The 14,308-nt window shown below is 63.2% G+C and carries 15 protein-coding genes; 4 read left to right on the top strand and 11 right to left on the bottom strand.

Annotation, left to right across the window (positions count from 1 at the left end; all coding sequences use genetic code 11):
- Nucleotides 1-23: 23 nt before the first annotated feature.
- The 7 genes from E2A64_RS15490 to ruvC form a co-directional block, all read right to left on the bottom strand.
- Nucleotides 24-584 carry an NUDIX hydrolase gene (locus E2A64_RS15490; RefSeq protein WP_133285396.1) on the bottom strand — a complete coding sequence of 187 codons (561 nt, stop codon included), beginning with the start codon at nt 582-584 and terminating at the stop codon, nt 24-26.
- Between the two features lie 2 nt (nt 585-586).
- Entirely contained in the window at nt 587-1,486 is a 900-nt protein-coding gene (locus E2A64_RS15485; protein ID WP_133285395.1) for a metallophosphoesterase, read from the bottom strand.
- Nucleotides 1,487-2,527 carry a Holliday junction branch migration DNA helicase RuvB gene (ruvB, locus tag E2A64_RS15480; protein ID WP_133285394.1) on the bottom strand — a complete coding sequence of 347 codons (1,041 nt, stop codon included), beginning with the start codon at nt 2,525-2,527 and terminating at the stop codon, nt 1,487-1,489.
- A gap of 139 nt (nt 2,528-2,666) precedes the next feature.
- On the bottom strand, nt 2,667-3,281 hold the full coding sequence (gene ruvA / locus E2A64_RS15475) for a Holliday junction branch migration protein RuvA (protein ID WP_133285393.1): 615 nt from the start codon (nt 3,279-3,281) through the stop codon (nt 2,667-2,669).
- 12 nt (nt 3,282-3,293) lie between these two features.
- Nucleotides 3,294-3,707 (bottom strand): type II toxin-antitoxin system VapC family toxin, encoded by a 414-nt coding sequence (locus E2A64_RS15470; protein ID WP_133285392.1) that lies wholly within the window; start codon nt 3,705-3,707, stop codon nt 3,294-3,296.
- A complete protein-coding gene (locus E2A64_RS15465) occupies nt 3,704-3,961 on the bottom strand; it encodes an AbrB/MazE/SpoVT family DNA-binding domain-containing protein (protein WP_133285391.1) in 258 nt (85 codons plus the stop codon). Before E2A64_RS15465 ends, E2A64_RS15470 begins: the two co-directional genes overlap by 4 nt.
- 85 nt (nt 3,962-4,046) lie before the next feature.
- The gene (gene ruvC, locus E2A64_RS15460; protein WP_133285390.1) at nt 4,047-4,553 is read right to left on the bottom strand and encodes a crossover junction endodeoxyribonuclease RuvC; all 507 of its coding nucleotides are present in this window, start codon (nt 4,551-4,553) and stop codon (nt 4,047-4,049) included.
- Between the two features lie 143 nt (nt 4,554-4,696).
- On the opposite strand from ruvC, the gene E2A64_RS15455 reads away from it, so the two are divergent.
- On the top strand, nt 4,697-5,695 hold the full coding sequence (locus E2A64_RS15455) for an LLM class flavin-dependent oxidoreductase (RefSeq protein WP_133285389.1): 999 nt from the start codon (nt 4,697-4,699) through the stop codon (nt 5,693-5,695).
- Nucleotides 5,696-5,789: 94 nt separating this feature from the next.
- Here the strand turns inward: E2A64_RS15455 and E2A64_RS15450 are convergent, their stop codons facing one another.
- Nucleotides 5,790-6,536 carry a YebC/PmpR family DNA-binding transcriptional regulator gene (locus E2A64_RS15450; RefSeq protein WP_133285529.1) on the bottom strand — a complete coding sequence of 249 codons (747 nt, stop codon included), beginning with the start codon at nt 6,534-6,536 and terminating at the stop codon, nt 5,790-5,792.
- Between the two features lie 210 nt (nt 6,537-6,746).
- Between E2A64_RS15450 and E2A64_RS15445 the strand changes: the two genes are divergently transcribed.
- A complete protein-coding gene (locus tag E2A64_RS15445; protein WP_133285388.1) occupies nt 6,747-7,583 on the top strand; it encodes an MBL fold metallo-hydrolase in 837 nt (278 codons plus the stop codon).
- Here E2A64_RS15445 and E2A64_RS15440 read toward each other — a convergent pair.
- The 3 genes from E2A64_RS15440 to E2A64_RS15430 form a co-directional block, all read right to left on the bottom strand.
- Nucleotides 7,580-8,404 (bottom strand): TIGR00282 family metallophosphoesterase, encoded by an 825-nt coding sequence (locus E2A64_RS15440; RefSeq protein ID WP_133285387.1) that lies wholly within the window; start codon nt 8,402-8,404, stop codon nt 7,580-7,582. The two genes, E2A64_RS15445 and E2A64_RS15440, sit on opposite strands and share 4 nt — an antisense overlap.
- Before the next feature lie 29 nt (nt 8,405-8,433).
- On the bottom strand, nt 8,434-9,021 hold the full coding sequence (locus E2A64_RS15435; RefSeq protein ID WP_133285386.1) for a 5-formyltetrahydrofolate cyclo-ligase: 588 nt from the start codon (nt 9,019-9,021) through the stop codon (nt 8,434-8,436).
- 102 nt (nt 9,022-9,123) lie between these two features.
- Nucleotides 9,124-9,795, bottom strand: coding sequence for a TetR/AcrR family transcriptional regulator (locus E2A64_RS15430; protein WP_133285385.1), 672 nt, complete (start codon nt 9,793-9,795; stop codon nt 9,124-9,126).
- A 121-nt stretch (nt 9,796-9,916) separates the two neighbouring features.
- Between E2A64_RS15430 and E2A64_RS15425 the strand changes: the two genes are divergently transcribed.
- Together E2A64_RS15425 and E2A64_RS15420 are read left to right on the top strand one after the other, a co-directional pair.
- Complete coding sequence (locus E2A64_RS15425) at nt 9,917-11,107, top strand: efflux RND transporter periplasmic adaptor subunit (protein ID WP_133285384.1); 1,191 nt, start codon at nt 9,917-9,919, stop codon at nt 11,105-11,107.
- A 23-nt stretch (nt 11,108-11,130) separates the two neighbouring features.
- Nucleotides 11,131-14,271: an efflux RND transporter permease subunit gene (locus E2A64_RS15420; RefSeq protein ID WP_133285383.1), complete on the top strand. Its 3,141-nt coding sequence runs from the start codon at nt 11,131-11,133 to the stop codon at nt 14,269-14,271.
- The last annotated feature ends 37 nt before the right edge of the window (nt 14,272-14,308 follow it).

Raw genomic sequence — 14,308 nt, 5'->3', positions numbered from 1 at the left:
GTGCGCAAGCATCCGGTGAAGGATCAGACCTCGAAGCCGCCATCGCGCATCTTTGCGCGGTTCTCGGCACTGTCCAGATCGCGGTCGTCCCACACAACATGGCGCGGTGTTTCGGGCAGCGCCTCGATCTCGGCAGCGATGAAGTAAGGCGGGATGTCGAGTTCAGCGAGCGCGGCATGGGTGGCCGGCACCCATTTGAATTCCAGATCGTTGCCGCCGTCCCGGACCTCATGAACGATCTCCCCGCCATCCGAGAACGGAAACGCCGGCGGGATGTCCATCACATAGAAGAGTGCCACTTCATGGCAGTCGCGTCCTTCGTAGTGAAAGAAGTTCTCGACCGTCCAGAGAAGCCTGCCGAGCGTGACAGTGACGCCCAGTTCCTCTTCCATTTCGCGTACCAGTGTCTGCTGGCTCGTCTCACCGATTTCCGCCCCGCCGCCCGGGAAGGTCCAGAAGTCTTCATGCCTGGCGCGATGAACGAGAACATGGCCATTGGAAAAGCCGAGCCCGGCAACCCGCATCTGGAAGACGGGGCCGCTATCGGTGCGGATGCGGATGCGTGTGCGTTCGTCTGAGGCCATGCCTAACCCAGTTCGAGCAAGAGGATTTCGGGATAGGAACCAACACGCAGCGGCAACACGGAACAGCCGAGCCCGCGGGATACGATGAGCTCGCTTCCCCCGACATTGAAATACCCGGCGGGATACTTCGCCGACGCCCTCGACGCCGAAACAGGGCGCCACCCGAACAGATTGAACTGACCGCCGTGCGTATGCCCGCTCACGGTCAGGCTCACCCGGTCGTCGGTTGGCGGGAATATATCCGGTTCATGAGCCATCAGAATGACGGGCTCGCCTTCGGGAATGCCCGCCAGCGTCATGTCCAGATCATCGATACCACGCTTGCCCGGACGATCATGGGACAAACCGGGCGGCGAGGCCAGCTGGTCCCCGAGACCGGCCAGCCAGAACCTGGCCCCCTCCTTATGGATGGGGACAGCCTCGTTCACATAGGTCGAAATGCCGACGCGCTGCAGCGCCTCCAATACGGATGGCGCCACACTCGGGTCTCTGTGCCAGGGCCGATCGTGCAAGTAATCGTGATTGCCGAGAATGGCGTGGACGCCAAGGGGCGCACGCAAGGTTCCGAGCACGGCCGACCATTCGGACGCCTCCACCGTTCGCGTGACGAACTTCGTGCCGGAAACATAGTCGCCCAGAAGCAGGATGATGTCGGGATCCAGCTCCGTTGTCTGCCGGCAGATGGCCTCGATCCGCGACGCCGTCATCCACGGCTCGCATGCGTGAATGTCGGCGATCACGGCGGCACGCAGCTTCAGGTCCATCGGCCAGCCGCGAGGGCTCAGCCTGTATTCCGTAACACGTGGCTTTCCGAACACCTCGGTGAATGGGTAGGCCGCTGTCGCCGCCAGGGTGACAAAACCCGCGCCCAGCAGCTTGAGGAGATCACGTCTCGTGATCATTCACTCGCCATCCAGGCTGAGCCGGAATTGCGCCGCTTCCAGTTCCTTGGGCGTTTCGAGCCCGAGATGGGCGAAGGCGCGGCCTGTCAGCACCCGGCCACGCGGGGTACGCTGGATAAAGCCCTGCTGGATCAGATAGGGCTCGATGATGTCCTCGATGGCGTCGCGCGGCTCGGACAGGCCGGCCGCGATGGTTTCGATCCCCACCGGCCCGCCACCGAAATTCGATGCGATCATGGTCAGATAGCGAAGATCGAGCTGGTCGAGCCCCATGGAATCGACGGCAAGCCGGGTCAGCGCCTCGTCGGCGATCGTCCTGTCGACGGCCTCGGCCCTTGCGACCTCGGCGAAGTCGCGTACCCGTCGCAAGAGGCGGCCCGCGATACGCGGCGTACCGCGCGAGCGCCGCGCGATCTCACGCGCGCCATCCTCCGTCATGTTGAGCCCGACGATCCGCGCGCCACGCCGGACGATGCCTTCCAGCTCCTCCACCGTGTAGAACTGCAGCCGCACCGGAATGCCGAAACGGTCGCGCAGCGGATTGGTGAGAAGGCCGAGGCGCGTGGTGGCGGCGACCAGCGTGAAGCGTGCGAGATCGATCTTCACCGAGCGCGCCGCCGGCCCTTCGCCGATGATGAGGTCGAGCTGGAAATCCTCCATCGCCGGGTAGAGGATTTCCTCGACCGCCGGATTGAGCCGGTGGATCTCGTCGATGAAGAGGACGTCGCCATCCTCGAGATTGGTCAGAAGGGCCGCCAGATCGCCCGATTTGGCGATGACCGGTCCCGATGTCGAACGGAAATTGACGCCGAGTTCCTTGGCCATGATCTGGGCGAGCGTCGTCTTGCCGAGACCGGGGGGACCGACGAAGAGGACGTGATCGAGCGCCTCGCCACGGTTCTTCGCCGCCTCGATGAAGATCTTGAGATTGGCGCGCGCCTCGGCCTGGCCGGTGAAATCGTCGAGCGACTGCGGGCGCAGGCTCTGCTCGACGTCCTCGCCACGCTTTTCAGGATCGATCAATCGCTGGGGTTCACTCATACTTCAAATTCCATCGGCAGATCGTTCAAACTTCGGGTCTTCGGCGCACTCAAAAGTCGATCGCCACTGCAAGTACCGCAACCTGGTGCGAGAGGCCATTGGCAGAATGCCATTTCTTCAGCCTCCACACCATTCAGCCTTACCGCGACAGTTCCTTCAGACCCAGCCGGATGAGCTTGGCCGCATCGGCATCCTCGCCTGCGGTCTTGATGGCCGCCGACACGGCGTTGGCGGCCTGGTCGCGGGAGTAGCCGAGATTGGAGAGCGCCGAGACGGCATCGGTGACGGCACCGCCGGCGACACCCTCGCCGAGCTCCTGCTTGAGGCCGATGGAGGGTGCCGCCTCGCCGGCATAGGCAGGCGCCTTGCTTCTCAACTCGGTCACGATGCGTTCGGCCACCTTCTTGCCGACGCCGGGCGCGCGCGAGACCATCGTGATATCGCGCAACGCCACCGCATTGGCGATCTCCGAGGGGCTCAGGGTCGAAAGCACGGCGAGCGACACCTTGGCGCCGACGCCCTGAACCCCCTGGAGCAGACGGAACCATTCGCGCTCGAGATGGCTGGAAAAACCGAAAAGCCGGAACTGGTCCTCCCGCACATAGGTCTCGATATGCATGACCGCCGCCTCGCCCGGATTGAGCTTGGCTATGGTGCGCGACGAACACGACACGGTGTAGCAGACGCCATGCACGTCGATCAGCACGTTGTCGCCCTCGATCTCGTCGACCGTTCCCTTGAGTTTACCGATCATTCTGAGCAACCTTCATGGATGGGTTTCGGGCGCAATGAGTTCGACGTCCGGAAAATAGGCGCGGTACCCGCTCGTGTCCCGGGTCAGTATGGAATAGCCTCGGATGGCCGCATGCGCGCCAATCAGAAAATCGGGGAGCATTCGCTCTCGCCGACCGCCAGCCTGGCGATAGATCTGGTAGGCGCGGCCCGCCGCAAAGGCCGCGAGCCAGGGCAGGCTTTCGCGACGGAACTGGTCGTCCGGCAGGAGCGCGTCCACTTCTTCCACCGACCGGTAGCGAACCGAAAATTCGGCATAGATCACCGGATTGATCAACGGAACCGTCTCGCCCCAGAGCGCTATCAGCTTCGCACGCGACCAGGCGAGCCACTGGGGATCACGCACGGCAACATCGATGAGCACATTGGTATCGACGAGGACGCTCACTGGTCACGATCCCGCGTCATCGCCATAACCGCTTCTGCGTCGAGTGTGGCATCACCCGTTCCTTCGAGCCGATCGAGCGTTTCGACGAAGCGGTCTAGCCGGGCACGTTCGGCCGACTTGAATGCCCTGGCCTTCGGTTCGAGGACGATCCTGCCATCCTCCAGGGTAAAGACCACTTCGCTGTTGGGCTCTATGCCGGCCAGCTCGCGAAGATCACGCGGAATGGTGACCTGGCCTTTTGACGTCACACGCATGGGGCAAACTCACACCAGTTGGAATGAGTAAGAAATATCATTACCAGCGGAACAAGTCAAGAACATTTGCGCCGGCGGGCGAAGCCTACTCCGCCGCAATGCGCCATGCGGGAGAGGCACGGTGATGCGCGTGGCAGATCGCGATCGCGATCGCGTCCGCCGCATCGTCCGTGTCGAACTCGGCCCGAGGCATGAGCACCTTCACCATCATCTGGATCTGCTTCTTGTCGCCGTGGCCGACGCCGATAACGCTCTTCTTGACCGCGTTCGGCGCATATTCGGCAACCCGAAGCCCGGCACGGACCGGCACCACCATTGCGATGCCGCGCGCCTGGCCGAGCTTCAGCGTGGCCGTCGCATCCTTGTTGACGAACGTGTTTTCCACCGCCGCCTCGAAGGGCCGATAGGTATGGATGACCTCCTCCAGCCCCTCGAAGAGCTGGTGAAGCCGCGAGGCAAGATCGCGCTTCTCGTCCGAACGAACTGTTCCGGAGGCGACGAAGCGCAGGGAATTGCCGAGACTTTCAACGATCCCCCAGCCGGTGCGCCTGAGCCCCGGGTCGATACCGATGATGCGAATCGCTTCAGTCATGCTTGAACCCTAACTTTGTCGGGCGGAGCTTTCCATCGAAATGTGAACAAACAGAAAACGGAATTGAATGGGCGCGCGGGGTTTGTCTGGCTGGCCCGGCTACCTACATTGAGGTCCAACCTCGTTCCTGAAAGACATCTCCCATGACCGCATTTTCCATTCTCGACCTTTGCCCGATCATTGACGGCTCGAACGCCGGCGAGGCCATCGCGGCGACCCGCGCCATGGCGAAGGCCGCGGAGGATGCCGGCTTCACCCGCTTCTGGCTGGCCGAACACCACGGCATGGAAGGAATCGCCAGCGCGGCCACATCGCTGGTGATCGCCGAGGCAGGACATGCGACCAGGACGATCCGCATCGGTTCGGGCGGGGTGATGCTGCCCAACCATGCGCCGCTGGTGATCGCCGAACAGTTCGGCACGCTTGAAGCCATGTTCCCCGGCCGCGTCGATCTGGGTCTGGGTCGCGCGCCCGGCACCGATATGAACACCGCCCGCGCGCTGCGCCGCAACCTGGAAACCGGCGCCAACTCCTTCCCCGACGACATCATCGAATTGCAGACCTATCTCGGCGACCGCCAGGAGGATCAGCGCCTGATCGCAGTGCCCGGCATGGGCGCAAAGGTGCCGATCTGGCTTCTGGGTTCGAGCCTCTATTCGGCACACCTCGCGGCAGCGCTGGGCCTTCCCTACGCCTTCGCATCGCATTTCGCGCCCGACCTCATCGAGGAGGCGCTCTACATCTACCGCTCCTCCTTCCACCCCTCGGCGCAGCTCGACAAGCCTTATGTGATCGCCGCAGCCATGGGCGTGATGGCGGACACCGACGAGGAAGCCGCCTACCACTTCACCTCGGTGCAGCAGAACTTCGTCAACATGCGCCGCAACGCCCGCGGCAAGATGCCCAAGCCGCTCGAAACGATGGACGGTTACTGGAACGAGATGGAAAAGATCTCCGTCGAGCACACGCTGCGCTACGCGGTCGTCGGCGGACCGGAAACGGCAAAGCAAAAGATGACGCGGTTCATCGACATGACTGCCGCCGACGAGATCATCCTCTCGATGCATATCTATTCACTCGAAGCCCGGCTGAAATCCGTCGAGCTGTTCGGGAAGATGCGCGAGACGCTGCCGGCCCGATAACACACGCTGCCGATGCCGCTTTCGCCGGCTCACCGGAAAAGAAAAAGCCGCCGGATCGCGCCGGCGGCTTTTCTGCAAGACGAAGTCGGAAAGATCAGGCCGAAAGCTTGGCCATGGTTTCCTCATCGACCTCGAAATTGGCGTAGACATTCTGCACGTCGTCATCGTCGTCAAGGACGCTGATGAGACGCAGAACGGAAGCAGCCTTTTCCTCATCGACCGGCGTGGTCGTCTGGGGCTTCCAGATGGCGCGGACGGATTCGGCTTCCCCGAGCTGCTCCTCGAGCGCCTTGGAGACGTCGCCGATATCCTCGAAGGCGCAGATGATCGTGTGACCTTCGTCGTCGCTCTGCACATCCTCGGCGCCGGCCATGATCGCCGCTTCCATCATCTCGTCGGCGCTCCCCTTGTCGACGGCATAGACGATCTCGCCGACGCGGTCGAACATGAAGCCCACCGAGCCGGTTTCACCGAGCGCTCCGCCGGACTTGGTGAAGGCGGCGCGGACGTTGGATGCGGTGCGGTTGCGGTTGTCGGTCAGCGCCTCGACGATGACGGCCACGCCACCCGGACCGTAGCCCTCGTAACGCACTTCGTCGTAGTTTTCGCCGTCATTGCCGGCAGCCTTGGAGATGGCGCGCTGGATATTGTCCTTCGGCATGGACTGCGCCTTGGCGTTCTGGATGGCCAGACGCAGGCGCGGATTCATGTCCGGGTCCGGGGCCCCCATCTTGGCAGCGACGGTGATTTCGCGCGCCAGCTTGGAGAAGATCTTCGACCGCACGGCGTCCTGCCGGCCCTTGCGGTGCATGATGTTCTTGAATTGTGAATGGCCTGCCATGTCGGTCCCGATGGTCTCGTTTTGCAATCGGCCCGCCTTATAAGCGCCTTGCCGCCATTCGTCCAGAAGGGCGGCGGAAGAGCTTCGCGCGACGACCACAAACCGGCGCCGATCACAACGAGGTGAGATCGCGCTTGCCACGCTTTACGCGGGGGCAGCCCTTGCTATCCTGCACACAACGGTCGATGGACCAGGTTCGGGAGACACGCCATGCATGCCCTCCTTTCAACCGCGATCACCGCAACCGCCTTCTTCACACTTGTACAGGGCGGGACCGCGCGCGCGCAGGATGCCGTTGCGCCGGTAAGCCAGTGCATGGCGCTGGCCCGGGCCCTTCCCGGTGCGACCTATGCGGATCTCTCCCCCGACGCGCCGCTTCCCGTACGAAAAGCTGCCGGCTCCGGCGAGGTCCATATCCGCTATGCGGGACACTCCACCTATGTGATCACCACACCCGCCGGCGTGACGATCGCCACCGATTACAGCGACTGGTCCAGCGGCGGATACATTCCCCGCGTCGCCACGATGAACAAGGCCCATTCGAGCCACTTCACCCTGACGCCCGACGAGGGGATCGAACATGTCCTGCCCGGATGGGGATCGGAGGCCCGGCCCGCCGATCACGATCTCGTGGTGGACGACGTCTATATCCGCAACGTCACCACCGACATCCGCGCCTATGGCGCGATGGAGGCGGACGCCAATTCGATCTTCATATTCGAGGTTGCCGATCTCTGCATCGGCCATCTCGGCCACCTGCATCATCCGCTCGAGGACACCCATTATGCACAAATCGGGCGGCTCGACATCGTCATGGTCCCCGTCGACGGCGGACTGACGCTGAGCCATTCCGCCATGACGGACATCCTCAAGCGGCTCCATACCTCGATCGTGCTTCCCATGCACCGGCGGGGACGACCGCTTTCGGATTTCATCACGATGATGGGTGAGGGTTTCACCACCGACTATAGGCTGGACGACGGCTTTGCCGTGTCGCTGAAAAGCCTACCCCGCCGTCCGACGATCGTGGTGCTGCAGGGCGTCTAGTTCCAGAATTCGGGGATGGTCTCGCCCAGACGCGGACCGATCCTGAGCGGCGCGATCTTTTCGGCCAACCCGGTGCGGTCGGAGATGTCCACACCGACACCGCAGATGGTGGCCGGGCCGTTGGCGGCCTCGAACTTGCCCTTGGCAAGACGGGTGATAAACCGGTTGAGCGGCTCTTCCTTGTCCATGCCGAGCGAGGAATCGTAGTCGCCGCACATGCCCGCATCCGACATGTAGGCAGTCCCGCCGTTCAGGATCATCGCATCGGCGGTTGGAACATGGGTATGCGTACCGACGACGAAGCTCGCCCGTCCGTCGACGAAATGCGCGAAACAGATCTTCTCGGACGTCGCCTCGGCATGGAAATCGAAGACGACGGCATCGGCCTGCTCGCCGAGCGGACAGGCGTCGAGGATTTTCTCGCCGCAGCCGAAGGGATCGTCGAGATCGGGATGCATGAAGACACGCCCCATGATGTTGGCAACCAGAATGCGCGCGCCGTTGCGGGCGGTAATCAGGTTGGATCCGCGTCCCGGCGTCCCGGCAGGAAAGTTCGCCGGGCGCAGGAATGTGTCGTAGCGTTCGGCAAAGGACAGCGCCTCGCGCTGGTCGAAGACATGGTTTCCGGTCGTCACCACGTCGGCGCCGGCCTCGATCGTCTGCTTGAAGATGTCCTCGGTAATTCCGAAGCCGCCCGCGGCGTTCTCGCCGTTGACGATCACGAAATCGAGCTTGAGATCCTTGATCAGCCCCGGAAGCTTGTCGAAGACCGCGTTGCGGCCCGAGCGGCCGACCATGTCGCCCAGAAACAGAAGTCTCATGTCTCGTCCTAACCTTTTTAGGGGAGTCTCTATACGCGTGTGGAAAAGGAACGCAAACCTGTCTCGGTGATCAATTCGTCGAGCGGAACGTCATGATCTTCGGCGGGAATGGCCTCGACGAACTGGGTTTCGAATGCCGTTCCGATCAGCCTGACGCTCTTGCTCCGCACGCGGAGGCGGGCGATCGCGCGGTCGTAGTGTCCGGCGCCATATCCGAGCCGGTTGCCCGCCGCATCGAACCCGGCGAGCGGCATCAGCATGATGTCCGGATCGAGCACCTCCGCGCCTTCCCCCGGGCCGACGGTGCCGAAACCGGTATCGACCAGCCCCTCACCACGCACGAAATCGCGGAAGACGATCGTCTCGCGATCGAGGACGACAGGCAGGCAAAGCCGCGCGCCCCGATCGCGAAGAGCTGCCATCAGCGGCCGGAGGTCAGGCTCGGACCGAATGGGAAGAAAGCCGGAAATCACCGTGCCGGGATCGAAGGAAATCCGGCCGGCGGCATCCGCCATGGCGAGGCTTTTCTCGATGCGCTGCGATATCGGCAGAGCGTCGCGGCGCGCCAGCGCAGTTTTGCGCAATTGGTTCTTCCCGGCCTTGCCGCCATCCGGCATGACGTCTCTCCACATCCGTACAGCGGAGATGTGCGACGCAAAGCCCGGGCTGTCAATGTTTGAACCGGATCGGACCGGGGCAAGAAATCCCCATGCCCCCTGTCACTCGTGAGGGCGCGCCCCGACACCCTTGAGGAAAATCGAGATGGCCAGCTTCCGCCGCGCCGCCTTGTCCTGCGTATCCTCCAGGGTTGCATCCGGATCGAGCAGGAGCCGCAGCGGGCTCTCGAGGGCCATGTCGGTCAGAAGTACGGCATGGATACGGGCATCCGGCACTTTCAGCGCAAGCGCGCCGCGCCTGATCTCCACCACCAGTTCGTTCTCCACCATGTCGTAGAGACGTCCCATGCAGACGAGATGAATCTGCCGTCCGAGCGAAGGATATTCGCGCGCCGAGGAGATCACCGACCGAAGCATCTCGACCGACTGACGGGCCGACGTCCGCGACAGATTGAAGGTAAAGAGCCCGTCGAGCCGTTCTGCAAGCGACAGCGCCTTCTGTGCCGGGGTCAACGGCTCAAGCATGAGCTGGGAGCGGCGCACCAGACATTCCGAAAAGAGGGTTTCCCGGCTGTCGAACACCTCGTAAACCGTTCGCTTCGACATTCCGGCGCGCTTGGCGACTGCATCCATGCTGGTACGCGCCAGCCCGCACTCGACCATGAACGTCTCCACCGCATCGAGGATCAGGTCCCGACGCTCTCCGGCTTCCATCTGGACGGGCCGCCCTTTCCGGACAGACCCTTCGGCACAGCATGGATGTTTGCGATTCATGGTAAGATTTTCTACCTCCCGTTCTCAGTTTGCATCGCACAAATCGCTTTACAAAACTACCCCGTTTTCTTAGTGATAAGCGACAAATTTCAGAAATCTCCCGCCCTCCCGGAGCTCCATAATGCATATTCGCCCCCTTTCCGCGCGGCTTGCCGCCGTCGCCATAGCCACTTTCGTCGTCTCCTCTCCGGCCGGCGCCCAGCAGGCAGGTGGCGAGCAGCCGCCGCAGGCCGTGACCGTCGTCACGCTGAAAGCCCAGGATACCACCCTGACGTCCAACCTTCCCGGCCGCGTGGCCGCATCGCGCACCGCAGAGGTTCGCCCCCAGGTGTCCGGCATCATCACCGAGCGGCTGTTCGAGGAAGGTTCGGCGGTCAAGAAGGGTGACGTTCTCTACAAGATCGACGCGGCAAGTTACGAGGCGTCGGTCGCAGCGGCCCGGGCAGCCCTCGCACAGGCAGAGGCCACATTGGAAAATGCCGAGCGCGAGGCGGATCGCCAGAAGGCTCTCCTCGATCGGTCCGTGGTGTCGCAGCAGGAAGTTGACAGCGCCAATTCCGCCCGTCAGACGGCAGCCGCCGCCGTGCAGGTCGCCGAAGCCAACAAGCTGTCCGCCGAAATCGATCTCGAACGCACCACGATCCGTGCTCCGCTCGATGGAACAGCGGGTTTCAGCCAGGTTACGCAAGGCGCGCTGGTCACGTCCGGCCAGGGCACCGCGCTCACCACCATACGTGCGCTCGACCCCGTCTATGTCGACGTCACCCAGTCGTCGGCGGAGATCCTGTCCTGGCGCCGCAACGGCGGCGGATACGAGGACAACAACATCGACGAAACCGTCACGCTTCATCTCGCCGATGGCAGCGAATACGAACAGACGGGCAAATTGTCCGCCGCCGAGCCGTACGTGAACGAGCTCACCGGCGTGGTGGTGCTGCGTCTCGAATTCCCCAATCCCGACCAGCTTCTTCTGCCGGGCATGTATGTGCAGGTCGAAATGCCCCAGGGCGTTCTCGAGAATGCGATCCTCGTGCCCCAGGAAGGCGTCAGCCGCGACCGCCGCGGCCAGCCGGTCGCCATGATCGTCAATGCCGAGAACAAGGTCGAACAGCGCCAGCTGACCATCCGGCGCGACCAGGGCAGCAGCTGGGTTGTCACCGACGGACTTTCGGCCGGCGACAAGCTCATCGTCGCGGGCCTGCAGAAGATTGCCCCCGGCGCGACCGTCACCCCGGAAGAGCGCACCGCCGAAACCGGAGCTCCGGCCGAACCGGAACAGGCTGCCGCGGACAAATCCGCCGCCGCCGAGTGAACTGAAAGAGCCGGAGCAGCACAATGGCGCGTTATTTCATAGACAGGCCCGTCTTTGCATGGGTCATCTCGATCCTCATCATGGGGATCGGCCTCCTGTCGATCCTCACCCTTCCGATCGCCCAGTATCCCGAGATCGCACCGCCGTCGGTCACCATTTCGGCGACCTATCCCGGCGCATCCGCCGAGACGGTCGCAAACACGGTCACCCAGATCATCGAACAGCAGATGACCGGCCTCGACGGCATGCGCTACATGTCCTCGAGCTCCACCTCCGCCGGCACCGCCTCGATCACCCTGACCTTCGAGACCGGCACCGATCCCGATACCGCGCAGGTCCAGGTGCAGAACAAGCTGGCCCAGGCGACGTCGCTGCTGCCTGAAACGGTCCAGCGCCAGGGCGTGCGCGTGCAGAAGTCCTCCTCATCCTTCATGATGGTGATCGCACTGATCTCCGAGGACGGAAAGCTCGACCAGGCCGACCTGTCCGACTACATGAACTCCAACCTCGTCGACACTTTCAGCCGTATCGAGGGCGTCGGCGGCGTACAGGTCTTCGGCGCACAGTACGCCATGCGCATCTGGCTCGATCCGGCCAAGCTCTCCGCCTTCGAAATGACGCCGTCGGATGTCGTTTCCGCCGTTTCGGCACAGAACGCGCAGATTTCAGCCGGCGCATTCGGCACTCTGCCGGCTGTCGAGGGTCAGCAGCTCAACGCGACGATCACGGCGCAATCGCTCCTTTCGACGCCGGATGATTTCCGCAACATCGTCCTTCGGGCCGAGGCCGACGGCGGCCTGGTCCTGCTGCGGGACGTGGCCCGCGTCGAGATCGGCGCGGAAAACTACTCGACCATCGCCCGTTTCGACGGCAAACCTTCCTCGGGCATGGCCATCCAGCTCGCCGCCGGCGCCAACGCGCTCGATACCGCCGAGCTGGTCAAGGCCAGGATCAGCGAATTCGAGCAGTACTTTCCCGAAGGCGTGAGCTACGTCATTCCCTATGACACCACGCCCTTCGTGCAGATCTCGATCGACGAGGTGGTCAAGACGCTCATCGAGGCGATCGTGCTGGTCTTCCTCGTGATGCTTCTGTTCCTGCAGAACATCCGCGCCACCCTGATCCCGACCTTTGCCGTGCCGGTCGTCATTCTCGGCACATTCGGCGTGCTCGCGCTTTTCGGCTTCACGATCAACACACTGACCATGCTGGCCATGGTGCTCGCCATCGGCCTCCTGGTCGATGACGCCATCGTTGTCGTCGAGAACGTCGAGCGCATCATCGAGGAAGAGGGACTTTCGCCGCGCGAGGCGACGCGCAAGTCGATGAGCCAGATCACCGGCGCCCTGATCGGCATCGCGCTCGTCCTGTCCGCAGTGTTCGTTCCCATGGCCTTCTTCGGCGGCTCGACCGGGGTGATCTATCGCCAGTTCTCCATCACCATCGTGTCGGCAATGCTGCTCTCGGTGGTCGTCGCGCTGACCCTGACGCCCGCACTCTGCGCCACCCTTCTGCGCACCAAGGATGCCTCCCATACCAAGCGCGGGCCTTTCGGCTACTTCAACCGCTTCTTCGACAAGGTGACGGGCGGCTACGGCAGCACCGTGGGCTATGTCGTCCGCCGCCCCTTGCGCGTCGGCGTGCTCTACCTCGCGCTCGGCGGCGCGGTCGTGTGGCTCTTCATGCAGACGCCCACCGGCTTCCTGCCGGATGAGGACCAGGGCATCATGCTGACGCTCATCCAGGCGCCGACGGGTGCCACGGCCGAGCGCACGCTCGAGGTCGTCAAGCAGGTGGAGGACCACTTCCATAATGCCGAGGCGGAGAACGTCGAATCGACCTTCGGCGTCGTCGGCTTTTCCTTCTCCGGACAGGGTCAGAACATGGGTCTCGCCTTCGTGCGGATGAAGGACTGGGAAGAACGCCCGCGTCCGGACCAGAGCGTTCAGGCCGTGGCGGGACGCGCCTTCGGCGCCTTCTCGCAAATCCGTGACGCCATGGTCTTCCCCGTGGTTCCGCCCGCGGTGGTGGAACTCGGCAACGTCTCGGGCTTCGACTTCTACCTGCAGGCCCAGGGCAACCAGACGCATGAACAGCTGCTCGATGCGCGCAACCAGCTGCTCGGCATGGCGGCCCAGAGCCCGCTGATCGGCTCTGCCCGACCGTCCGGTCTGGAAGATGCGGCCCAGTTCAATCTCGACATCGACTGGCGCGCCGCCGGTGCCATGGGCGTTTCGCCGACCAATGTGGGCAATCTGCTGCAGATTGCCTGGGCCGGCCAGTACGTCAACGACTTCAACGATCACGGGCGCATCAAGCGGGTCTATGTACAGGGTGAGGCGGAATCGCGCGCCACACCTTCGGATCTGCGCAAATGGCGCGTGCGGAATGCCAATGGCGATCTCGTCCCGTTTGCCAACTTCACCTCGGAAAGCTGGCAGTTCGGGCCGCAGGGGCTTACCCGCTACAACGGCATTCCGGCCATGCAGATCCAGGGCAGTCCCGCTCCCGGCGTGACCACCGGCGAGGCGATGGCCGAAATGGAACGGCTGGTCGCACAGATTCCAGGCGGTTTTTCCCTCTCCTGGACCGGCCTCTCGCTTGAAGAACGCGAATCGGGCGGTCAGGCACCGCTTCTCTACGCGCTGTCTCTGGCGGCCATCTTCCTCTGCCTCGCCGCCCTTTACGAAAGCTGGGCCATTCCGATCGCCGTCATGCTCGCCATGCCTATCGGTGTCCTCGGCACGCTCCTGGCAGCCCATCTGGGCGGTTTCGAAAACGGTGTCTTCTTCCAGGTCGGCCTGCTGACCGTGATCGGACTGACAGGCAAGAACGCCATCCTGATCGTGGAGTTCGCCCGCGACCGCTTCGAGGAAGGCGAAAGCCTGATTCATGCGGTCACCGAAGCGGCCCGGCAGCGCTTCCGCCCGATCATCATGACCTCGATGGCCTTCACCCTCGGTGTCCTGCCGCTGGTTCTCTCCAAGGGTGCCGGTTCGGGCGGCCGCACCGCCGTCGGTTCTGCCGTCTTCGGCGGCACCCTCTCGGCGACGATACTGGGCGTGGTCTTCGTGCCGCTGTTCTTCGTCGGCATCCAGCGTCTGTTCAACCGGAAGATGGTCCGCGAGAATGCGAACCGTGCGGAAACCGCACCCGCCGAATGACCGCGTAAAGACCGGTAGAAAAAGCAGAAGGGCCGTC

Origin of the sequence: Pseudohoeflea suaedae (assembly GCF_004354915.1) — a bacterium.
Taxonomy (GTDB): Bacteria; Pseudomonadota; Alphaproteobacteria; order Rhizobiales; family Rhizobiaceae; genus Pseudohoeflea; species Pseudohoeflea suaedae.
Note: the sequence above shows the minus strand (reverse complement) of the source record. Positions and strands in the feature narration are given on the sequence as shown.